A 19,220-nucleotide genomic window follows, 5' to 3' on the forward strand; every position below is an offset into this window, starting at 1 on the left:
GCGCGTGCTCCCTCGCCAATCCACAGGCAGGCCAGAATACCGCACTTCAGCAATCGCGAAAATGGACGCTGCTGCAAGTTTCTGGATGCACGGCTAACGACATATGATGCGTAACTCATTAAAAATGAAGGGGAATAGTCGCTTGGACACCGAAGCCCTAGTGTTTGGTTAATGTACCCTGCGTCCACCGGGGCAAGTCATAGGGAAAACAGCAATGGTATCGACTCGCCAGACAATCGAGATCAGCAAGCCTCAGCATCCAGTCAATGACGCATACCGTGCAGTCGAGCGCGAAGAAGTCCTTGAAGTGGCTTTTCGTGATTTCGTTCAAATGATGCTCGCCGCCGGCTGGAATGAACCGGAGGTCGCTTTGACCCTGGCCGATATTGCCGATGATTATGTGATGGCCCTCGCTGTTAGAGTTGCGGACAAATAGTGTTGCGTGTCCGTCCGCGCTCCGCAGGGGTGAGCACGAACGGTTAGAAGCAACTCTTCAGCATGCCGTCGGTGACACCGCTCAACACAACAAGAGGCGGGTCATCGACGGCATGAAATTTATTCAACAAGCAGCAAGCATGCCTCCTTCATGCCCTGCCCCGTCAAGGCAAGATTTGCAGAAAGCGAGTCACGATGAAGGTCAGGCAACATCTCTGGTTCCGGCATGACATGGAAACAGCGATCGAACTCTATACGGCGCTTATTCCAGGTTCAGCAGCCGGATGGGTCTCAAATATTCTAACCGACAATGCGAATGGGCCGGCCGGTAGCGTAAAGTTCGCCGGCTTCACACTTGGAAATCGCCCCTATATGGGCTTCGAGGCAGGGCCGTTCGATCGCTCGGATCATTGCTCCTTCATCACCGTCGAGTGCGCGACACAAGACGAGGCGGATCGTTTGCGGCATGCACTGGGAACAGACCATGCGGACGATCGCGGACACGTGAGAGATCCGTGGGGCATATTTTGGCAATTCCGGGTCAGGTCGCAGGATATCAACGCCGAAACATCTGCCAAATCTGAGCAAATCAACGACGTCATTGCCACGACAAAGAGGTTCGCTGTCGCCTGAAAGCGCGCGAGGAGACCATCGCAAAATTCAACGGTCGCGGCAAACGCATCCCTTTCAGCCAGTCGAAAGCATGCGCTGCCGTGAAAGTAGGCGGAGGCCGATCCGCAATCGGCTTCCGCTTACGCACTATTTCGAGCGTTAGTTGATAACCGGGCAACCGCGCCGATTAGCGAAGACCATGCGGTCGGGGCCGCCGTCATTCCAGCCGCGAACGACGATGCGCCGCCCGTTGCTATCGATCGAATCGATGCGCCGGAAACCTTCGGAGCGCGCGGCACGCATCAGCTCACGCCTGTCGCAGCCCCGATCGCGATCCCAACCCCGATCGCCGTCACGATCACGATCACGATCGCGCGGCGGGCCTCTCCAGTCCCGACCTTGGTCGCGTTGCCAGGGCGGCGGTGCGTAGCCATCATCGCCACCATAATACTGAGCTGCGGCGACAGAGGTCATCAGCTGCAACGCGGCCAGTCCGACCACTGCAACACGCGAAATCCGTACCAAACGTTCAAGCATTCCCTTACCCCCATTTCCTGTCTTGTGGACAGGGAAGAGATACTCCGATTCGCATGAACTCCGCCTGAACGCTGCCGGAGCCCGATGGTGCATGCTGCCGCAAAACCACAGCGCACTCCACCCGGCATCTCTCAGCTGAAGGGAAAGGCACGAAACTCTTCGCTAGCCTCGGCGCGCGCCGAGAGCGCATGAAGGCGCGGACAGGCCTTTGCGTCGACGGCATCGGGCAGCATCTCGCGTGTGAAACGAAGCGCAACCGCACTGGTGATGTCCGCCTGCAGCGGCCGCGTTTCGAAGAGCCAGGAATCCGCCTTCGGCATTTCAGCTTCCAGCAGGCGATATGCCGCGGCAAGCTGGCCATGGACCCGATCGAGCCAGGGCCGGTGCTGCTTTTCGGCCGGGCGCAGATTGTGTTCGTAGACAATCTGAACCGTCTTTTCGCACGCTGCCAGGGCAAGGCCGACGATCCGCAGAGAACGGACCTGGGCCTGCGGATCGAAAGGCATGAGACTACGCCCGGGCACGGCGATGCGCTCGGCATGCTCGAGTATCAGGCTTGATTCCATCAAGACGATCCCATCACCTGTAACGAGCGTCGGCGCCTTCACGACAGGGTTGATATCGGCGAAGGCCTCGAAAGCCCGGAAGACGGAAAGCGGCTCGTGCACGAACGCGATATCGAGCGCGCGAAGCGAGATCGCCACACGCCTGACGAAAGGCGAGTCCAACATTCCGATCAGTCTCATATCCATCACCGTTCCCTTGCTCGATCACAAGGACCGCCACGCGATCCATGGGAAATACTAGTCCTGTGCAGACAGCTATTGCCAGTGGCCGAAAAAGCCATTACCGCAAGGATCATGCCAAAGAACAGCAATCCGCTTGTCGTCATTGCCGCCTATGACCAGCTCTGCACGTTCGAATTCGGATGCGCTTTCGAAGTGTTCGGATTGTCGCGGCCGGAAATGGGTCCGGGCTGGTATCGCTGCATGACGGCGGCGATAGAACCGGGACACATTCGGGCTGCCGGCGGCCTCACCGTCAATTCGGACGGCGGCCTTGAGCTGTTCGATCAGGCCGATACGATCGTCATACCCGGTTGGCGTGCGCCGGACGCCGCAGTTCCCGGGCCATTCCTCAACGCACTGCGCAAGGCGCATGCAAGAGGCGCCCGGCTGGTGTCGATATGCGGAGGAGCCTTCGTGCTGGCTCAAACCGGCCTGCTCTCCGGCAGGCGCGCCACGACCCATTGGCATCACGCCAGAAGGCTTGCGGCCGGCTATCCGGAGATCGATGTCGAACCGCATTCCCTCTATGTCGACGAAGGCGACATATTGACATCGGCCGGCAGTGCCGCCGGGCTCGATCTTTGCATTCATATCGTGCGCAAGGATTTCGGCGCCAAGGCGGCCAACAGCGTGGCCCGGCGTCTTGTCGTTGCCGCCCACCGCGAGGGCGGCCAAACGCAGTTCATCGAGCGGCCGGTCGCGGCGCGCGGTCCCACGCGACTGTCCGCACTGCTGGATACGATCCGAGGAAGCCTTGTCCAACAATGGAGCGTCGAGCGCATGGCAGAGGAAGCCTGCATGAGCGTGCGAAGCCTCCATCGCCACATTCGCGAAGCCACGGGGACCCCACCGGGGGAATGGCTCCTGAACGAGCGTCTCGCCCGAGCGCGCGAGCTTCTGGAGGAGACAAGTCTTCCCGTTTCGGTCGTTGCGACACATATCGGCCTGGGAAGCGCCACGAACTTCCGCCACCATTTTCGTGCAAGCGCCGGATTGTCACCGGCGGCCTATCGATCGCGATTCCGCAGCGCCGGTATCGAGCAAAAATCGCGCACGTTGGATGAGAATGAGTTCGAAGGCTGTTTGGTTGCCGTCGCCAATCCTGGGTTCGACTAGCGATATCTATCGCGATTTTGACCTCTTGGAGACATAAGATCTACTTTCAGCTGCGCGGCGGGGGCGCGCGCTCACTTGCGAAAACCGATCTCCATCGTGCCAGTCCGTGATTGCCGAATGAACCGACCGGGACAGAAACATCGCCCCCGCCAGGCAGTAGAGCAGCACGATGATGGCCGCTTCGACGATCAGGGGCAGAAATGCAAAACGAGCGCCGGGGCTTTCTTCCTCTTCGGGGAGCAGATCGGGCAGCCCGAGGATCATGGCCGTCACAGGCGAGGCCAGTATCGCGACGAAAGCTGCGCCATGAATCCAAAGGCGGAACCGAGGTAATTTTCCCGCGACCCAAAAGGCCAAGAGGGGAGCGCCAATATTGCATAGCAAGCCGAGTGAAACCGCGATCTCCGTCGGCAGGATCGAATCGCCTTGCATGAATTCCCAATCCCTCAGCGCTACCCAGATTAGTACCACGCACTCGAACTGACAACCACTCGTACGCTACCATGCCCAGTAGGCGTAGGACCTTTCACGGCCGCTGACAGCCGGAAATCATTGCCACCACGCCTCGCGTCTATGCCATTTGAGATCACGACGGCGGCTCTTTCCATCAGCCTTCCTGTCGCCCTTCAAATGATCCAGATAGCCACCCAAAACGCTGTTGATGAAGACATGGGTTTTCGTCAGGCTCGAGCCGAGCCGCCTGAACTTGGCTTCCTTGTCTCTTTCCATCTGCTGAAGCACTTTCCAGAAGACGAAGCTGTCATGAGTTTCCTTCATCGTCAGGAAATAGCCCGAGGAATAGGCGCCTTCGAAGCGGTCTACAAAGGTCAATATTGCCGGATGGCGCAGATTGTATCCCACCCATCCGCATTCGGGGTAGATTCGCCTGTTCAGATAGGCGGCAAGCTGATTTCCGCGCGGCGCGATCCCATCGAGAAAGCTCTTCGGAATCGCTCTATGGGTCACCGTATCGGCATCAAGCCATATCAGTTGATCGACCATGCCGTGATAGCGCCTGATAGCATCGGCAATGGCAAAGACCTTGTTGGAAAAACGCACGGCATCCCAACGGAAATCACGCACCAGCCCATTGCGTGACGGAATATAGCCATTTGCCTGCGGATTGTTGCCATGGGCCTCGCGAAAATCGCGCAGCCGGGACAGGGACTTGCAATGGTCGAACACCAGAAGACGCCGATCCTTCTCCTCGATTTCGACATCCTCGGCATAGACGACCAGAGAAACATCTTTCGGCCAGCAGGCAAGGAAGGTCTCGATGCATTTCTTGCCGTATTCACGATAGCCCTTCTCATTGAAGGTGGTGACAACGATATGGCTCAACTCTTCCCGCTGCCACGGATTGGTAAGGAACATCGGCAATCGGACTCCAAAGCAAGGTAAACTCTTGACGATCTATCCGATCGTTTTGCCGTGCCGGTTTCCGAATGTTTCCAAATCGTGAATTTTCCGGGAAATCTTATTGCTAAGCGTAGCCTTACAGTGCCGCATGCCATCATGCATGCGTCAAGGCGCATCAAGCCCACACCCAAATGCCGCCGATGTGCATCCCGACAACGGAGCCGGTTTCGCCCGCCGGCCGCGACTATGCGTGTGGCTCATTTAATAGTGAAATCGGTCTTTTCCATCACTTTGCCATCGACGGAAAACTCGATCTCGTAGCTCCCGACGGGCCAACCGTTGTTTGGTTTCGTCATCGCTGATTTCACATTGTTGATCAGGGAGCCGATGTGCAGATCGACACTGTCGATCTTGTAGTTCGGCCGCGCCGCTCCGCCGGTGTCGACGGCAATCCATGCGATATTCACCTCACTCCCCGACGACACCTCCTTGGTCAGATGCGCGGAAACAAAAATCTTCGGCGTATTCGGGGCGAAACTGGCTTGCGCTGGTTCCGAACCTTCCTTGGCGGAAATGACGATGTTTTCAAAGCCGGCAGCCCACACACCCGATGAGATGGCGACCATGGCACTGACAAATCGTAGACTGGGGGAAACGCATTCTCGAAGATCCTTTGCTTGAGAAGAGCATGTCGTGCCGAGCAAGAGAAGCCGTCAAGGGGCGCCACGGTTCCCGAGTTCAAGCAACCAAAGAAGGGGATATTGGTCCCTATCGCGTGCTGGCAAGGCTTCGACTTTCATCGCTCCTTCGCGAGAATTGCCTTATTGGGAGATTAGGAAGCGCGGCCGGCGGTCACATAGTCATCAACTCCGACGATTGTCGGCTTGAACACGATGGTTTTCCGCGCCGCATGCTGTTCTGTCGCCACCGCCTGCCGCACCAGTTGCGCCGCAACCTCGCCGATTGCGCGCCGGGGCGAGCAAGACGTTGCGATCGGCGCCGGTAAAGAACTGATCAGGTCCAGCCCGTTGAAGCCGGCGATCAGGATCTTCTGGGGAACTGCAACGCCCAGCTGCATGCAGGCAAACAATCCGCCGCTCGCCATGTCGTCGTTGGAATAATAGATGCAATCGAGATCCGGCACCGCCGCAAGCATCGCCATTGTCAGCTGTTTGCCGAGCGCGATTGAGGAAAAGGCATCGTCAATCCGTTGCTCGGCAAAGCCGAGACCATGCGAATGCAATACGCGCTCGAAGCCGTCCTTGCGCTTGCCCGCCCGCAGATCCCTACCCAGCGCGCTGCCGACATAGCCAAACCGCCGTCGCCCGGCCGCGATCAGCGCTCGGGCCATATCTTCGCCCGCCGCACCATGTGACAAGCCGACATTGAAATCGATCGGCGTGCCATCGAGATCCATCAGCTGAATGACCGGAATATTGGCATGGCGGAGCAAGTCCACCGTCTCTTCAGGTTGATCGAGCCCGGTGACGATGATGGCGCAGGGTTGCCAGGAGAGCATGTCGCGAATGATCGCCCGCTCCTTTGCCACATCATAGTCGGATATGCCGAACACGGCCTGCATGCCGGAACCGTCCAGCCCGGCGGAAATACCGGCAAGCACCTCTGGAAAGACGATATTCGACATGCTGGGAACGACGACGGCGACCAGATTGGTGCGCTGCGCGGACAGCGAGAGCGCCAGCCTGTTGCCCACATAGTTTATCCGCGTCGCCGCCTCGATCACTCTGTCGCGTGTCTCGCCGGAGACGTCTGCAACACCGCGAAGCGCACGCGATGCCGTCATCTTGCTGACGCCCGCTTCGATCGCGACTTCTTCCAGAGTGGGTTTGCGCATCCCCAAGCAACCCTCGATGAACCATGCCGGCCGGCTCGTTGCCGTTCCTCTTCATAGAATATTTCACGGAAAAGGCAAACATCCGCCTCTTGACAATCACCGACAATCTGAGGCTTGTTACCGATACCGGTATCGATAACATGGCTCTAAATCACAGAGGTAACGCCGTGCAGCACACGAAGAAGGCCGCCGTCATCGGCCTGGGGTCCATGGGTTGGGGCGCAGCCTTGTCGCTTCTCAAGGCAGGGTTCGCCGTCCGTGGCTGCGATGTTCGCAGCGAGGTCCTTGCCCGTTTTGCCGATGCCGGCGGCCTGCCCTCCACGACGCCTGCCTCAGCCGCCGAAGACGCTGACGTGATCCTCGTCTACGTCGTCAACAGCAAGCAGGTCGAAGAGGTGCTTTTCGGGCAGAACGGTGCCTTGGAAACCGCATCGCCCTCCACCGTATTCCTGCTCTGCACCACCATGGCGCCGAGTGCCACGACAGCCATTGCCGAAAGGCTCGAGGCAGCCGGCATGCGCGTCATCGACGCCCCCGTCTCCGGCGGTCATGTTCGTGCGCTTGCAGGCGAGATCACCGTTATGGCGTCGGGTGCGCCTGAGGCTTTCGATCACGCAACGGACGTGCTTGAGGCCATCTCGGCCAAGGTCTTCCGGCTCGGCGACCGCCCCGGCGCCGGCTCGCAAGTCAAGATGATCAACCAGTTGCTTGCAGGCGTGCATATCGCAGCGACAGCCGAAGCGATGACGCTTGCCGCCAAGGCCGGCATCGACCTGAAGACGCTCTATGAGGTGATTCGCGTTTCTGCGGGCTCGTCCTGGATGTTCGAGAACCGCGGCGAGCACATCGTATCCGGCGATTACACGCCGCGCTCGGCGGTGAACATCTTCGTCAAGGATCTTGGCATCGTGACGTCGGAAGCCGGCAAAGCCGGCGCCGTCACCCCGCTCGCAGCAGCGGCGCTGGATCTCTTTGTGGAAGCATCGCAAGCGGGTCTGGGCCTGGAGGATGACGCAGCCGTCGCAAAGATCCTGGCAGCCAAGAGCGGCGCCCACCTGCCCGGCGTCAAGGACTAGGCCATGACACTCCTGCTTGGCTGCATCGCGGATGATTTTACCGGGGCGACCGATCTTGCCGCGCTGCTCGCCCGCAGTGGATTGCCCGTTTCGTTGCGGATCGGCATACCAGAAGAAAAGCGCCGTCGGGACGAGACAGCAGCCTTCGAGGTCATCGCATTGAAATGCCGGACATCGCCGGTCGACATCGCCGTCGAACAGGCCCGGCAAGCGCTGCAATGGCTGAGGGAAGCCGGCGCCAGCCGCTTCTTCTGGAAATATTGCTCGACATTCGACAGCACGGCCAATGGCAATATTGGCCCGGTCGCGGACATGCTGATGGCGGAGACTGGCGCGACGCAGACGATCTATTGCCCAGCCTTTCCGGAGAACGGGCGCAGCGTCTTCATGGGCCATCTCTTCGTCGGAGAACAGCTTCTGTCGGAAAGTCCGATGAAGGACCATCCGCTGACGCCGATGCGCGATTCAAGCCTCATCCGGCTTCTGACGCCGCAGGTGGCCGGCCCAGTCGGCCTGGCCAATCGCAATATCGTCTCGAAAGGCCCGACGGCACTCAGGGCGAGATTGGCGCAACTCGGTGATGACGGCATCCGGCATGTGATCGTCGATGCCGTTGGCGACGATGATCTCGGCACAATCGCGGCTGCATCATTCGACATGCCGCTGCTGACGGGCGGCAGTGCGATCGCTGGCCAGCTTCCGCGACTTTATCTTGAGCAAGGGCTGGTAACCCTCCCTCAACATCAACAGGCACTGCCAAAAGTCACAGGCGGCGCCATCGTTCTGTCCGGCAGTTGCTCTGCCATGACGCGCAAGCAGGTCGCCAACTATGCCGGCAAGGTCGCCAGCCTGCGGCTCGATCCGATCGCACTTGCACAGGACGGTGCAACCGCCGCGCTGGAATGGCTAGGTCGGCAATCCCCCGATACGGCCAAGCTCATCTACGCCACCGCCGAACCCGACGACGTTCGGCGGGCTCAGGAGCGATTGGGACGGGAAAAAGCTGGGCAAGTCGTCGAGGACGCCCTTTCCGAAGTCGCGCGCGAAGCCTTCCGTTATGGTACGCGCCGCTTCGTCGTTGCAGGCGGCGAGACCTCGGGCGCGATCACCCAGGCCCTCGGCGTCACGCATCTGACGATCGGACCGGAGATCGCGCCGGGCGTCCCCTGGACATTCGCGGCCGTAAGTGGGGAGCCGATTGCCCTCGCCCTAAAATCTGGCAATTTCGGCGGCGAAGGCTTCTTCTCAGATGCCTTTGACCTGTTGGAGGGCGCATGAGCGAAGAAGCCGCATTGCGCGAACAAATATGTGTAATGGCCAAGTCGCTTTACGATCGCGGCCTGACCGCCGGCTCCTCCGGCAATATTTCCGCCCGCCTCAGCGACGGTCGGCTGCTGGTGACGCCTACGGGTAGCTCCTTCGGGCGCCTCGATCCCGCCCGTCTCTCGCTGTTCGATAGCGAAGTACGCCTGATCGGCGGCGACAGGCCGACGAAAGAAATGCCGCTGCACGCCGCCTTCTACGAGACGCGGCCTAAAAAGACCGGCGCCGTCGTCCATCTCCATTCCAGCCATTCGGTTGCACTCTCGATCCTGCCCGACGTCGATGCCGACAACATGCTGCCGCCCCTGACGGCCTATTCAATCATGAAGCTCGGCAAGGTGAAGCTTCTGCCCTATTTCATGCCCGGCGATCCGGCCATGGGCGATGCCATTCGCGGCCTTGCCGGCAAGCGCAGCGCCGTAATGCTGGCGGCACATGGTCCGGTCGTTTCTGCCAGGGATCTGGAAGCGGCAGTCTATGCGATAGAGGAACTGGAGGAGACGGCAAAGCTTGCCATGCTGACGCGCGGGGCCAATCCGTCGTTGCTGACGGATGCGCAGATCGCCGAGCTCGTTCGCACCTATGATGTGGAGTGGGACTGAACATGATGCGCTTTTCCGCCAATCTGGGATTCCTGTGGCAGGAGCTTTCGCTTCCTGATGCGATCCGCGCCGCCAAGGCTGCAGGTTTCGATGCCGTGGAATGCCACTACCCCTATGACACGCCCACTGAGGCCGTGCGTCAGGCACTGGAAGAAACCGGTCTTCCCATGCTCGGTCTCAATACCGCCCGCGGCAATGTCGCGGCTGGCGATAACGGGCTTGCTGCCATTCCGGGACGCAAAGAGGAAGCGCGCCGGGTTATCGATCAAGCGATCGACTATGCAGCCGCCATCGGCGCGCGGAGCGTGCATGTGATGGCCGGCAAGGCTTCGGGCGAGGAGGCGCGCGCCACCTTCATCGCGAATCTGGGTTATGCCTGCGAACGCGCTGACAAGGCGGGCGCGACCGTGTTGATCGAGCCGCTCAATCACCGCGATGCGCCGGGCTATTTCCTGCAGACGGCAGATCAGGCGCTGGACATTATAACTGCGGTCGGCGCCGAGAACCTCAAGCTGATGTTCGACTGCTATCACATCCAGATCATGCAGGGCGATCTGACACACAGGCTGCAGGCGCATATGACCGCAATCGGCCATATCCAGATCGCCGCCGTGCCGGATCGCCGCGAACCGGACCATGGGGAGATCAATTACCGTCATCTTCTGCAGTTTCTGGAAGAGCTTGGCTATGACAGGCCGATCGGCGCGGAATATCGGCCGGCGACCACGACGGACGCGGGATTGGCCTGGCTACAGGCATACAGATGAAATGAGGGCCTGCATCCCGGATGTCTGAAGGCCATCAAAGAGATTCGCTCGGGAATTCTCCCGAACACTGACACCCGCTGATGGGGAGGAAAAGCCGATATGCATGTTTTGATCTTGGGCGCTGCGGGCATGGTCGGCCGCAAGCTTGTCAACCGCATCGCCGCCGAGCCGAAGGCTCTCGGACAGACGATCGATCGCCTGACCCTGGTCGATGCCTTCCAGCCGCCGGTGCCGGAAGCGCTTGCATCGGTATCGAAAGCCCTGACCATCGATCTTGCGACATCGGGCGTTGCCGACAAGCTCATCGAAGATCGCCCGGATATGATCTTCCATCTCGCCGCCATCGTCTCCGGCGAAGCCGAGGCCGATTTCGACAAGGGCTATACCGTCAATCTCGACGGTACGCGGGCGCTGTTCGAGGCCATCCGCCAGCAGGGCCTGAAATCCGCCTATGCCCCGCGCGTCATCTTCGCCTCCTCCATCGCCGTGTTCGGAACCCCCTTCCCCGACGTCATCGGCGACGAATTCCTGACCGCGCCTCTGACAAGCTACGGCACCCAGAAGGCGATCACGGAACTTCTGCTCGCCGACTATTCGCGGCGTGGCTTTTTCGACGGCATCGGCATCCGTCTGCCGACAATCTGTGTGCGCCCCGGCGCCCCGAACAAGGCTGCTTCCGGCTTCTTTTCCAACATCCTGCGCGAACCGCTCGCCGGCAGGCAAGCCATTCTGCCTGTCAGCGATACCGTGCGGCATTGGTTCGCGAGCCCCCGCTCGGCTGTCGGCTTCTTCGTACACGCCGCGACGCTCGACACGGCGAAGGTCGGGCCGCGGCGCAATCTCACCATGCCTGGGCTTTCGGCACTTGTTTCCGACGAGATCGATGCCCTGCGCCGTGTCGGCGGCGACAAGGCCGTTGCGCTCATCCGGCGGGAACCGGACCCGGTGATCGAACGGATCGTCGCCGGCTGGGCGACCCAATTCGACGCCAAGCGCGCGAGCGATCTCGGCTTCAAGGCCGAACGGAGCTTTGACGAGATCGTGCAGGCACATATCGAAGACGAGCTCGACGGGAGGGTCGCATGACGCAGGCGTCATCGCACACGCAAAACGCAATCGCTTTGGTGACCGGCGGCGGTACGGGTATCGGCCGAGCCATCGCCAAGGCACTTGGTTCGGCGGGCTTCAAGGTCGTCATATCGGGACGCCGGGCTGACGTTCTCGAAAAGGCAGCCGACGAACTCTCCGCGGAAACGGGGGCGGAGTTTCTTGCTGTTGCGGCCGATGTCAGCGACCCAACGTCCGTCCGCAGCCTTTTCGATGCCATTGCCGGCCGCTATGGCCGCCTTGACCTCCTGGTCAACAATGTCGGCATGGGGCTGCCGGCGGTGCCAATGGAGGAGCTGAGCTTTGAGCAATGGAATGCCATTCTCGGCGCGAACCTGACCGGCGCATTCCTATGCACGCAGCAGGCGTTCCGCTTGATGAAGGCCCAGATGCCGCAGGGCGGCCGCATCATCAACAACGGCTCGATCTCGGCAACGACGCCACGGCCGCATTCCGCACCCTATACGGCCACGAAGCACGCAATCACCGGCCTGACGAAATCGACGGCACTCGATGGCCGGCCCTTCGATATTGCCTGCGGCCAGATCGATATCGGCAATGCCGCCACCGACATGACGGCGCGGATGAGCGCGGGCGTGCTGCAGGCGAATGGCGGCACAGCGGCGGAACCGACGATCTCGGCGGAGCATGTGGCACGCGCCGTCGTCTACATGGCCACGCTGCCGCTTGACGCCAACGTTCTCTCCATGACCGTCATGGCAACGAAAATGCCGCTCGTCGGCAGAGGTTAAATAGACAATCGGCAGCGTCGTGGGTGTGACGCTGCCGATATTACAAACTGGCGCATGGGCTAGATGGCGGGGCGCGCAGAAGGCCTCACTTGCCTGCGCTCGATCAAACCGCCGACGCTGAAGATCAAAACCTCGATCTCGGTATCGATCTTGTCGCCATCAAGCAGCCTGACGATATCGTCTATGCCAGAGACTGGGTGGCCGCTGATGGCAAGCAGATAGTCGCCCTCCTGCAGACCACCCTTTTCGGCCGGACTATCCTTTTCGACGCGACGCAAACGCACGGCCGTCGAGTGCGTGACGCCGGCCTCCAGTGCAATGCGCCGATGTAACTCGACCGTATCGGCGGCAATACCGATATAGGCGCGTCTGACGTGGCCGAAGCGCAGGATTTCGGAGACGACGTGCTTTGCCGTGTTGGAGGCAACCGAAAAGGCGATGCTCTGCGCGCCCTGGATGACCGCCGTATTGACGCCAATCACCTCGCCGGCCGACGAGACGAGCGGACCGCCGGAATTGCCGGGGTTGAGGGCGGCATCCGTCTGGATGATGTCTTCCATCAGCCGCCCGCTGGCGGCGCGCATCGACCTGCCAAGCGCCGAGATGATGCCGGCGGTAACGGTCCATTCGAAACCAAGGGGATTGCCGATGGCGATGGCGATGTGGCCGCGCTTCAGCGATTTGGAATCCCCGAGCTTGGCCCAGTTGCCGGGCCAGTCATTGGCGCGAATGAGTGCAAGGTCGGTATCCGGATCGCGTCCGAGCACCCTTCCCTCGACGGTTGTCCCTTCCGGGGTCTTGATGCGCACGGCCTTCGCATCCTCGACGACATGATTGTTGGTAACAACGAGGCCATCCGGTGAAATGGCGAAGCCGGAACCGTGTCCGGCGCGGCCGCCCAGCCGCTCGATCCGGCTGACGGCCGGCCCGACGAGATCGACGGCACTCGATACCGATTGGGAATAGGCATCCAGCAGACCCGCGTCGGATGACGGCTGGATGTCGCGATCAATGAAGCCCATGAAAACTCCTCCGACGCAGGCGCGTCGCTACGAGGACCGGCAGCAACTGTTGGAAAGCAGGAGACTGTCAGTTCGACAGATTAAAATGATGACTACTCAAATGAGATGTCGCTCCGTCGAGTTCAAGGGTCGGCCGGACGCGCACGAGCGCAGCCTTGCTTCGGCAGCCGAAATCAGCCCTTGTCCTGCTGCAATAGCCGGTCGAGTTCGCGCTCCTGCATCTCGATCGCTTGCATAATGAACCGCAAAACCACCCGCTTTTCCGCCTCGGAAAACTGCTCGAGCATTTGCGCGCCGGCCGCCGCGATCGGGCCATAGGCTTCTCGTCCCAGCCTGATCGCTTTCTCGGACGGCGCCACCAGCACGCGACGCCGGTCGCTCGGATCGGGAATGCGGTGGAGAAGGTCGCGGGCCGAGAGCCGATCGATCAGCGCCGTGACCGATGGAGGCGCAAGGCCGATGGCCTTGGCGACGGCGTTTGCGGGTTGCGGCGCGCGCATGATCACGCTGAGGCAACGGCGCTCGGCGCTGTTCAGCCCATGCAGCTTGCCGAAGGTTTCGTCGAAGCTCTCGGTCGCCTCCTGCCAGCGCATGCAGGCAAAGCTAATGGCTTCAACAAGACGTTCAGTTTCTTCATTTGACTTTTGTTCGATCATCGAATAATTCATTCGTCAAACTATTTGAAGGAAGAACCAATGTGCCCTATTGAAGAGCATGCAGCAACCGCTAATCGAGCAACGGGTTCGGAGATGACGATCGGCATATGCGGCGCCGGCATTGGCGGGCTTGTGCTGGCGCTCCGTCTGGCAAAACTTGGCTTTCGACCGATAGTGTTCGAAGCCCGCTCGAAAGAAGCCGCTTTGTCCGAAGGTGAGTTTTTGACGCTTGCCTCCAACGGCATGAACGGGCTGCGGACGGTGGATTGCCACGAGGCGGTACTGCGCCAGGGATTGGAGACCCGTGCCATCGAACTCTGCAATGCCCGCGGCAAAAGGCTCGCACTCGTCGATCAAAGCGACCATCTGGCAACCTTCGGGACGCCCGCCGTGACGATCAAGCGCGGCACCCTGACCGCCATCCTGATCGAGAAGTGCCAGAAGGAAGGCATCGCCGTGCAATTTGACCGGCGCGTGACCAAGGTCGACAATCATGCACACACAGTAACGCTCGCCTTTTCCGAAGGAGCCAGTCTTGCCGTTGACCTGCTGGTCGCCGCCGACGGGCTGCGATCCCTGGTCCGCGCGCATGTGTTCCCGGATTACCCCCTGCCGCAGTTTACCGGCCTGATCGGCACAGGCGGCATCGTCAATGCGGACATTCCGGATACGGATGGCGTGATGCGCATGACCTTCGGAGAGAGGGCCTTCTTCGGCTACATCAAGACGGCATCCCATCCCGTCTATTGGTTCGATTCTTTCCCTGCCGATACGCCTGATGCGGTGCGCGCATTGGAACCCGAGGCACTGGCCGCTCACCTTCGCCAGATACATGCGGACGATCCTGAACCCAACATGTCGATCCTGCGTGCCATCGACAGCATCGAACGCAGCTATCCCATCTTCGATATGCCACAGCTTCCGATCTGGTCCAAGGGACGCGTGGCGCTGCTCGGAGATGCCGCCCATGCGATCGGCCCGCATTCCGGCCAAGGCGCCTCGATGGCGATTGAGGATGCGGTGGTCCTGTCGGCCTGCCTGGCGGATACGCTCGACTACGGCCATGCCTTTGCCCGTTATGAAGCCCTGCGGCGACCGCGTATTGCGCGCGTGGTGAAACTCACCCGGCAAAATGCTTCCCGGAAGAGGAAAAACAGTCGACTTAGCCTGTTTCTAAGAGATTTGCTTTTGCCTCTGCTCATTCCGATGAGCGTCCGGGCCGGCCGCAAATTGTTTGCGTATCGGGTCGATCTCGATCCCCTGGAGGTAGGGCATTCGGTTGAGGGTGGCCGCAAAGACGCCGCCTGAAACGCCGGGGCGATATTCGTCGGGCATGACTGCAGTCATCGACACGACCTTTACGAAGCCGCGACACGACATAGTTAGCGGGGATACCGGACAATGGAGGTATCCATGAGGATTTCGAGATCAGTCGCGGCGATGGTCGTCATCGGCTTGTTTGCGGCACCCGTCGAAGCCGCAGGAATCGATTGCGCGAAACCCGCCTCAGCAAGCGATCACATGATTTGTCGGGACAAATCGCTGCTTGCCCGAGATGCGATCGTCAGGGACCTCTATGCCGCCGCTTTGAAGCACGATGAGGCCGATAAGATCCGGGAGCGGCAACGGCGCTGGATTGCGACGGTGCAGTCCTGCGGCGATGCGGCCTGTATCCGGCAAGCCTATGACGACCAGATCGGCTTTCTCCTCACGACCAAGGGCGGGCGAAGCACATCGGCTGATTTCCAGTCGAACACCAGCGACGGCAACGAGGGCCATCTTGCGATTTTCGGACCAGTTGATGGTCTCGTCGCTGTTTCGCTCGCCTCGACCTATGTCGGCCCGGGCGGCGCCGAAGCCGGCGATGTCAATGCCGATGGCGTTGACGGTGTTGTGCCTCTGACGAGAGAGCACGCCCAGCTCTCCAGAGACGCGTGCAAGATCAGCCTTGATCGCCTCAACGCAAAGACCTGGCGCGTGTCGCAGGCGGGCGTGTGCGATTTTGCGAACGGCGTAACCTTGCAGGGCACCTACCTCAAGCAATGAGATGGCCTAGCTCGCGGGCAGGAATCGCGCTTGCTTGCGCAATGCCTGCTCGTGATCATGGGTGCAGCCTGGAGCGATTCAGCTTTTCATGGAATCTCTGAAGCGCTCTATCTCTTTGTTGTCACGCAATTCCGGACGGAAAACCGCTGCGCACTTTTCCTGGAATTGCTCTAGTTCTGCGCACTTCCTCTTATATCGCTGACATCGCTTGCGCTGACCGGCGCAGCAGCATTGCCCCAGCTGTTGCGAACATAGGTCAGCACGTCGCTCACCTGCTGGTCGCTGAGCCTCCATGCAAATGATGGCATGGCAGGAGTCGTCTGCTTCGACGGCGTGTAGACACCCTGGCTTCCCGCCAGCACGACATGGCCAAGCGTCTCCGCGCTCGGCTGCTGGACGAGGCTGTTGCCGGCCAGCGCCGGAAACAACGGCATGGCGCCCTTTCCATCCAGGCCATGGCAGGCCGAGCAGGTGTCGTGGTAGATCGCGCCACCCGCCACCATGCGCCCGTCATCCACCTTCAGCGGCGCTGGTTTTTCCGCCGAAGCAGCGGTGAGGCTCTTCAGATAGACCGCAATCGCCTTCAGGTCGGCGTCCTTCATTAGAGACGTCGATTGTGCGATGGCCTCCGCCATCGGGCCGGAAGCGATCGTCTTGTCCGTCGAGCCGGTCTTCAGATAGGCGACGATGTCATCCTCGCTCCATGACCCGATGCCGACATGAGGATCGCCGGTGATATTGGGAGCATACCAACCCTGCAGCGAAGCCCCCTGCAGAAATTGAGAGTCCTTGTCGGCGCCGAGGAAGGATTTGGGCGAATGGCATGTCCCGCAATGACCCGGTCCCTGAACGAGATAGGCGCCGCGATTCCACTCGGCCGTCTGCTTCTCGTCCGGCACGAAAGCCTGCGGATCGAAATTCAAGAGATTCCACCCCCACATGGAGAGCCGGATGTTGAGCGGGAATGGCAGCTGGTTGGCGACGACCTTGTTTTTCACTGGCTGCAGTGTGGTCAGATAGGCCCACATGTCGGACAGATCCCGGTCCGACATCTTGCTATAGGCCGGATAAGGCATGGCCGGATAAAGCCGGATGCCATTATGGCCGGTGCCGGTCTTCATCATGCGGATGAAATCGGCCTCGCTCCAATTGCCGATGCCGGTTTCCTTGTCCGGCGTGATGTTCGGCGGCACCAGGGCGCCGAAGGGCGTCTGCAACGGTTCGCCGCCGGCAAAGGGCTGCCCATCCTGCTTGGTGTGACAGGCCGAACAGTCGCCGAGAACGGCCTGATAGCGGCCGTTGATGACTCTATCCGCAAGATCGGTAGAGTCTGCAAAAGCAATGTTGGCGGATGCCGAGAGGGCGCCAAAGGCGATCAGAATGGAGAGTTTCTTCATCATGCCGACACCAGGGGAGCACCGGGGTTGCGGAGATATTGGTTGCGGATCGCATCCGCCGCGACAAAGGCCAGCGCACCCACAGTCCCTGTCGGGTTCTTGCCGGCATTGTGGGCAAAGGCGGAAGCGCCGATGACGAACAGGTTCGGCACATCCCAGCTCTGCAGATAGCGATTGACGGCGCTGATCTTCGGATCGGCGCCCATGATCGCGCCGCCTGTATTGTGCGTGCTCTGATAGGGCACCGAATCCCAACCCTTCTTGCGCCGCGCATTGTTGTACTGACGCGCGCCGAGCGCCTTGGCGATATCCTCCATGCGATCGGAAAGGTAATCCGACATCTTCAAATCATTGTCGGGGAAATCGAAGGTGATACGCAGCAGCGACCGTCCGAAGCGGTCCTTGTAGGTCGGATCGAGATCAAGGTAATTGCCTTGCGTCGGATAGCTCGATCCCTGTGAGCTGTAGGTCATGGTGCTCTTGTAGGCCTGGGTGGTCGCAGCTTTCCATTTCGACCCCCAGCGCGGCGTGCCAGGCGGCACCGGCCGCATGGCGATCGGCCTGCCATTGGTGGGAATGCAGTTGATTCCTGCGCCGCCGACGAAGCCGACCGAGCCGTGATCGAAGGCATCGCCATTGAAATCGTCGACCGACTGGCCGAGCGCACCGGAGGCGATGAATGGATTGAAGTTCTTGTCGTCGAAGAAGACCTGCATCCCGGCATTGGTCTGGTAACAGTAGTTGCGCCCGACCGCGCCCTCGCCGCTATTCGGATCATAGGGCTTGCCGATACCCGACAGCAGCATCAGGCGCACGTTGTGGAGCCCATAGGCACAGAGCAGCACCATATCGGCCGGCTGGAAAAACTCCTCGTCGGAGGTATCGACATAGGTGACGCCCTTGGCCATCTTGCCGGAGCCGTCGAGATCGACACGCAGCACTTCGCTATCCGTGCGCAGCTCAAAATTCTTCTTCTTCATCAAGACCGGCAGGATCGTCGTCTGCGCGCTGGCCTTGGAATAGTTGGCGCAGCCGAAGCGTTCGCAGAAGCCGCAAAGAGTGCATTCGCCCATCGCAATCCCAAGCGGATTGATGTAGGCCTTCGAGAGGTTCGCCGACGGGGTCGGGAATGGATGGTAACCGAGCTTGCGCGCCGCTTCGGCAAAGAGGCTTGGCGCATAGCTCATTTGCATCGGCGGCAGCGGATAATCCCGCGCCCTTACATCTTCGAAGGGATTGCCACCCTCCTGGATCTGCCCTTTGATGTTGCCAGCTTTCCCGGAAATACCGGCCAGATACTCGAACCTGTCGTAGAAGGGCTCCATTTCCTCGCCGGTCACGCCCCAATCCTGGAGCTGCAGGCCGTCGAACTTCGGCGCACCGTAACGTTCCGTCAAATGGGACTTGATGCGGAAGTCGCTGTCCCAGAAGCGCCAGGTATGACCATTCCAGTGGACGCCGGCCCCGCCGACGCCGTTGCCGGGCAGGAAAGAGCCATAGTCGCGCATCGGCAAGGCCGTCTGCGAGAGATTGTTGCGCATCGTCATCGCCTCGACGCGCGGCTGCAGGAAAAGGTCGCGCCGGATGCCGTAACGCAGCTCGTCCTGAACATAACCGATATTGAAATCGGTCGCCGTGTCCCGCCAGGGTCCGCGCTCGATGGCAAGAACATCCAGTCCCTGCTCGGTCAGCTCATGGGCGAGAATGGAGCCGGTCCAACCGAGACCGACGATGACGACATCTCTACGGGGAAGAATCTTTGTCATGGCT

21 protein-coding genes are annotated in these 19,220 nt (G+C 60.4%); 11 read left to right on the plus strand and 10 right to left on the minus strand.

Going from position 1 to position 19,220, the window contains the following annotated elements; translation table 11 throughout:
* Positions 1-214: 214 nt before the first annotated feature.
* Both ACIQWP_RS17285 and ACIQWP_RS17290 read left to right on the plus strand, forming a co-directional pair.
* On the plus strand, positions 215-436 hold the full coding sequence (locus ACIQWP_RS17285) for a hypothetical protein (protein WP_402789422.1): 222 nt from the start codon (positions 215-217) through the stop codon (positions 434-436).
* A 194-nt stretch (positions 437-630) separates the two neighbouring features.
* Positions 631-1,068: a VOC family protein gene (locus ACIQWP_RS17290; RefSeq protein ID WP_402789424.1), complete on the plus strand. Its 438-nt coding sequence runs from the start codon at positions 631-633 to the stop codon at positions 1,066-1,068.
* 138 nt (positions 1,069-1,206) lie between these two features.
* On the opposite strand, the gene ACIQWP_RS17295 is transcribed toward ACIQWP_RS17290, so the two are convergent.
* A complete protein-coding gene (locus tag ACIQWP_RS17295) occupies positions 1,207-1,584 on the minus strand; it encodes a hypothetical protein (protein WP_402789426.1) in 378 nt (125 codons plus the stop codon).
* 131 nt (positions 1,585-1,715) lie between these two features.
* Positions 1,716-2,336, minus strand: a complete 621-nt coding sequence (locus tag ACIQWP_RS17300; RefSeq protein WP_402789429.1) for a glutathione S-transferase — start codon at positions 2,334-2,336, stop codon at positions 1,716-1,718.
* A 108-nt stretch (positions 2,337-2,444) separates the two neighbouring features.
* On the opposite strand from ACIQWP_RS17300, the gene ftrA reads away from it, so the two are divergent.
* Positions 2,445-3,488, plus strand: a complete 1,044-nt coding sequence (ftrA, locus tag ACIQWP_RS17305; protein WP_402789432.1) for a transcriptional regulator FtrA — start codon at positions 2,445-2,447, stop codon at positions 3,486-3,488.
* 6 nt (positions 3,489-3,494) lie between these two features.
* Here the strand turns inward: ftrA and ACIQWP_RS17310 are convergent, their stop codons facing one another.
* From ACIQWP_RS17310 to ACIQWP_RS17325, 4 genes are all read right to left on the minus strand, one after another.
* Positions 3,495-3,920: a hypothetical protein gene (locus ACIQWP_RS17310; RefSeq protein ID WP_402789434.1), complete on the minus strand. Its 426-nt coding sequence runs from the start codon at positions 3,918-3,920 to the stop codon at positions 3,495-3,497.
* 117 nt (positions 3,921-4,037) lie between these two features.
* The gene (locus ACIQWP_RS17315; RefSeq protein WP_402789437.1) at positions 4,038-4,862 is read right to left on the minus strand and encodes a hypothetical protein; all 825 of its coding nucleotides are present in this window, start codon (positions 4,860-4,862) and stop codon (positions 4,038-4,040) included.
* A 242-nt stretch (positions 4,863-5,104) separates the two neighbouring features.
* Entirely contained in the window at positions 5,105-5,473 is a 369-nt protein-coding gene (locus ACIQWP_RS17320; RefSeq protein WP_402789440.1) for a hypothetical protein, read from the minus strand.
* A gap of 206 nt (positions 5,474-5,679) precedes the next feature.
* Positions 5,680-6,702: a LacI family DNA-binding transcriptional regulator gene (locus tag ACIQWP_RS17325; RefSeq protein ID WP_402789443.1), complete on the minus strand. Its 1,023-nt coding sequence runs from the start codon at positions 6,700-6,702 to the stop codon at positions 5,680-5,682.
* A gap of 140 nt (positions 6,703-6,842) precedes the next feature.
* On the opposite strand from ACIQWP_RS17325, the gene ltnD reads away from it, so the two are divergent.
* The 6 genes from ltnD to ACIQWP_RS17355 all read left to right on the plus strand — a co-directional run bounded on the left by ltnD (position 6,843) and on the right by ACIQWP_RS17355 (position 12,329).
* Entirely contained in the window at positions 6,843-7,778 is a 936-nt protein-coding gene (gene ltnD / locus ACIQWP_RS17330; RefSeq protein WP_402789901.1) for an L-threonate dehydrogenase, read from the plus strand.
* Between the two features lie 3 nt (positions 7,779-7,781).
* On the plus strand, positions 7,782-9,056 hold the full coding sequence (otnK, locus tag ACIQWP_RS17335) for a 3-oxo-tetronate kinase (RefSeq protein ID WP_402789446.1): 1,275 nt from the start codon (positions 7,782-7,784) through the stop codon (positions 9,054-9,056).
* The gene (locus ACIQWP_RS17340; RefSeq protein WP_402789449.1) at positions 9,053-9,703 is read left to right on the plus strand and encodes an aldolase; all 651 of its coding nucleotides are present in this window, start codon (positions 9,053-9,055) and stop codon (positions 9,701-9,703) included. The genes otnK and ACIQWP_RS17340 overlap by 4 nt, the downstream gene beginning before the upstream one ends.
* Positions 9,704-9,705: 2 nt before the next feature.
* Complete coding sequence (locus ACIQWP_RS17345; protein ID WP_402789452.1) at positions 9,706-10,470, plus strand: hydroxypyruvate isomerase family protein; 765 nt, start codon at positions 9,706-9,708, stop codon at positions 10,468-10,470.
* Positions 10,471-10,569: 99 nt separating this feature from the next.
* Positions 10,570-11,556: a D-erythronate dehydrogenase gene (denD, locus tag ACIQWP_RS17350; RefSeq protein ID WP_402789454.1), complete on the plus strand. Its 987-nt coding sequence runs from the start codon at positions 10,570-10,572 to the stop codon at positions 11,554-11,556.
* On the plus strand, positions 11,553-12,329 hold the full coding sequence (locus ACIQWP_RS17355) for an SDR family oxidoreductase (RefSeq protein WP_402789457.1): 777 nt from the start codon (positions 11,553-11,555) through the stop codon (positions 12,327-12,329). The genes denD and ACIQWP_RS17355 overlap by 4 nt, the downstream gene beginning before the upstream one ends.
* 59 nt (positions 12,330-12,388) lie before the next feature.
* Here ACIQWP_RS17355 and ACIQWP_RS17360 read toward each other — a convergent pair whose 3' ends face one another.
* Positions 12,389-13,351 carry a S1C family serine protease gene (locus ACIQWP_RS17360; protein ID WP_402789460.1) on the minus strand — a complete coding sequence of 321 codons (963 nt, stop codon included), beginning with the start codon at positions 13,349-13,351 and terminating at the stop codon, positions 12,389-12,391.
* A gap of 173 nt (positions 13,352-13,524) precedes the next feature.
* Entirely contained in the window at positions 13,525-14,007 is a 483-nt protein-coding gene (locus tag ACIQWP_RS17365; RefSeq protein WP_402789463.1) for a MarR family winged helix-turn-helix transcriptional regulator, read from the minus strand.
* A gap of 93 nt (positions 14,008-14,100) precedes the next feature.
* On the opposite strand from ACIQWP_RS17365, the gene ACIQWP_RS17370 reads away from it, so the two are divergent.
* The gene (locus ACIQWP_RS17370) at positions 14,101-15,315 is read left to right on the plus strand and encodes an FAD-dependent monooxygenase (protein WP_402789466.1); all 1,215 of its coding nucleotides are present in this window, start codon (positions 14,101-14,103) and stop codon (positions 15,313-15,315) included.
* A 105-nt stretch (positions 15,316-15,420) separates the two neighbouring features.
* Positions 15,421-16,053 (plus strand): lysozyme inhibitor LprI family protein, encoded by a 633-nt coding sequence (locus ACIQWP_RS17375; protein ID WP_402789468.1) that lies wholly within the window; start codon positions 15,421-15,423, stop codon positions 16,051-16,053.
* Between the two features lie 170 nt (positions 16,054-16,223).
* Here ACIQWP_RS17375 and ACIQWP_RS17380 read toward each other — a convergent pair whose 3' ends face one another.
* Both ACIQWP_RS17380 and ACIQWP_RS17385 read right to left on the minus strand, forming a co-directional pair.
* On the minus strand, positions 16,224-17,453 hold the full coding sequence (locus ACIQWP_RS17380; RefSeq protein WP_402789471.1) for a c-type cytochrome: 1,230 nt from the start codon (positions 17,451-17,453) through the stop codon (positions 16,224-16,226).
* Positions 17,450-19,216 (minus strand): GMC family oxidoreductase, encoded by a 1,767-nt coding sequence (locus ACIQWP_RS17385; RefSeq protein ID WP_402789474.1) that lies wholly within the window; start codon positions 19,214-19,216, stop codon positions 17,450-17,452. The genes ACIQWP_RS17380 and ACIQWP_RS17385 overlap by 4 nt, the downstream gene beginning before the upstream one ends.
* Between the last annotated feature and the right edge of the window lie 4 nt (positions 19,217-19,220).

This window comes from Rhizobium sp. NPDC090279 (assembly GCF_044769665.1).
GTDB lineage: Bacteria > Pseudomonadota > Alphaproteobacteria > Rhizobiales > Rhizobiaceae > Rhizobium.